2 protein-coding genes are annotated in these 2,628 nt (G+C 57.1%); both read left to right on the forward strand.

The genetic code is table 11. From position 1 onward, the window contains the following. Positions 1–163 precede the first annotated feature (163 nt). On the forward strand, positions 164–1,726 hold the full coding sequence (gene istA / locus CQ015_RS18555) for an IS21 family transposase (RefSeq protein WP_105650850.1): 1,563 nt from the start codon (positions 164–166) through the stop codon (positions 1,724–1,726). Then, a complete protein-coding gene (gene istB / locus CQ015_RS18560) occupies positions 1,723–2,469 on the forward strand; it encodes an IS21-like element ISAar33 family helper ATPase IstB (RefSeq protein ID WP_105650851.1) in 747 nt (248 codons plus the stop codon). The genes istA and istB overlap by 4 nt, the downstream gene beginning before the upstream one ends. Positions 2,470–2,628: the final 159 nt, after the last annotated feature.

Here is a 2,628-nt window from a genome sequence, read left to right on the forward strand (position 1 = left end):
TGAATATTTGACTCTTTGAGAGCCACCGATATTGCGATTCAGAGCCGCCACGTCGAGATGACGTTATTGTCTTTCAGAGCCACCCAATATTCCCCTTCAGAGCCACCCTGTATAAACTCCTCCCACCACGCAACAGCCTGCGTGGTGGAAGGAGCCATTTTCAATGGTACGAAAGATCAAAGCGAAGCGGATACTCCAGCTTCGCGCCGAAGGTTTCTCAGGACGCACCATCGCGTCCACCCAAGGCATCTCCCGCAATAGCGTCGCAGAAGTTCTCAACGCTGCCGCCGCCAACTCCAGTAGTTGGGACGAGCTCAAGGACCTCACCGAAGACAAGGTCTACGAACTCTTGTTCCCTGGCCGCAGCGAGCACGAGAGCGTGTTCGCCCAACCGGACTGGCCCACCGTGCATAAGGAACTGGCCAAAGTCGGCACCAACCTGAAACTCCTGCACGGCGAATACGCCGATCAGGCCAAAGCCACCGGCGCAGCATTCATGGGCTACGACCGGTTCTGCAAGTCCTACCAACGCTACGTCCTGGAACACGGCGCCACCTCACGAGTGGAGCATAAATCCGGTGTCAGCGTCGAAGTGGACTGGTCAGGTCCAACCATGGCCCTGCATGACCCGGTCACCGGCCGACGATCCACGGTGTACTTGTTCGTCGCATGCCTACCGTTCAGCCGGTATGCGTTCGTTGAACCCTGCCTGGATATGAAGCAGGAATCCTGGATGCTATGCCACGCAGCGATGTTCAACGCGTTCGGTGGCAGCGTGCCGCGGATCGTGTGTGACAACCTGAAAACCGGGGTGATCAAGCATCCCGCCGAAGGGGAAATTATCCTCAACGATGCCTACCGCCACCTCGCCGAGCATTACTCTTCCGCGATCCTGCCAGGCCGCGTCCGCAGGCCAAAAGACAAATCCAGCGCAGAAAACACGGTAGGTCACATGGCTACCTGGGTGATCGCTTCACTACGTCATGAGCAATTCACCACCCTTGATTCTCTGCGGGTAGCGATCTATCGGCAGGTCGAAGCCTATAACGCGCAGCCTTTCCAGAAACGTGCCGGCTCCCGCCAAAGCGTTTACCGTGAAGAAGAGCAACCACTGCTGCGTCCGCTGCCCGTGGTGCCATACGAGATCAGCACGTGGGTCCACGGTCGCAAGGTCGCGAAGAACAGCTACGTGACGTGGAAGAAGAACTTCTACTCCGTCCCGCTCAAACACGTCGGCGCCACCGTGGACCTGAGGATCACGTCCACGACGTTGGAAGTCTATCTTCAGTCCCAACGGCTCAGCAGTCACCTTTTATGCGATGCGACCACGGTGAACCAGTATCGGACCAATGACGCCGATATCCCACCAGAACGCAAGTACCGCTCATGGGACCCCAAACGGCTACGCGGATGGGCTCACCGCATCGGCCCGAACACGGTGCAGGTGATCGATAAGATCTTCGTTTCCGTGCCGGTCGCCGAGCAAGGAATCAACCCCGCACTGGCCGTGCTGCGCTTGTCTTCAAAATACAGTCCAAACCGACTGGAGGACGCTTGCTTCGTCGCGTTGCAGTCACGGATCCGTTCCCCACGCTACGGGCATTTGCATCCGATTCTGCAGAACCGGCAGGACGAGAACTGGAAAGAAGCGACCCTCCCGCCAGCAACTGAAGACAGCACTGGATACGTGCGCGGCAGCGACTACTACGTAAGGAAGACCCGATGAACTTGAACACCGAAACCAAGCGCAAACTCCGCGAGATGGCCGCCGGCGACCTGCTCACGGCATTCGAATCCCAAGACGACGTGGTGAGCATGTCCTTGAGTATCGAAGCACGGATCGAGCTGGCCGTGGACCAAGCCCACGGGCTATTTCTGAATACGAAAGCTCATGGTCTGATCCGCCGGGCTAAGCTCCGCTACCCACATGCTGATCTGCGGAAAGTGGATCGGGTTGAAGAGCGGGGCTTGAACCAGCCGCTGCTGGCTCAGTTGGCGACCTGCCATTTCGTTGAGCTCAACAGGAATCTGGTTTTTCAAGGTTTTACGGGGTCCGGCAAGTCCTATCTGGCGTGCGCGGTGGCGAAGCAGGCCTGTGTTCATAGCTACCGTACCGGATACGTGCGGATGCCGGACCTCGAAGAAGAGTGGCAGCAGGCCGTCAACAAGCCGTTGGGCGTGCATAAGCTGTTGCGCAAGTATGCCAATTACAGTGCCCTGGTATTGGACGAGTGGCTTTTGGAGCCGCCGAGTGGAGAGTTCCTGAGTTTCATCTTCGAGCTCATGGAGCGAAGGTATGACGCTTCATCGACTATTTTCTGCACTCAGTACAAGCAGGCGGACTGGCATACCCGGTTGGGTGCTGGTGCGTTGGCTGACGCGATCATGGACCGTATCGTTCATAACACGATCTGGGTTGAGACCGGTGGGTTCAATATGCGCGAGGCGAGCATGAGTGCTGGGGACTAAACGCAGGAGGCCTTCACGGTGAGATTCTTTGTTCAGAGCCGCCGATTAACCGTCAAGGCCGGGCGGTGGCTCTGAATGAGAATATTGGGTGGCTCCGAACTGCAATAACGGGTGGCTCTGAATCTCAATATTGGTGGCTCTCAAAGAGTCAAATATTCA

This window comes from Arthrobacter sp. MYb221, assembly GCF_002979835.1.
Lineage (GTDB): Bacteria > Actinomycetota > Actinomycetes > Actinomycetales > Micrococcaceae > Glutamicibacter.

What these genes read in the sequence shown, in the direction of transcription:
- istB (WP_105650851.1), top strand. Translation starts at nt 1,723, where the DNA reads ATGAACTTGAACACCGAAACCAAGCGCAAACTCCGCGAGATGGCCGCC.
- istA (WP_105650850.1), top strand. Translation starts at nt 164, where the DNA reads ATGGTACGAAAGATCAAAGCGAAGCGGATACTCCAGCTTCGCGCCGAA.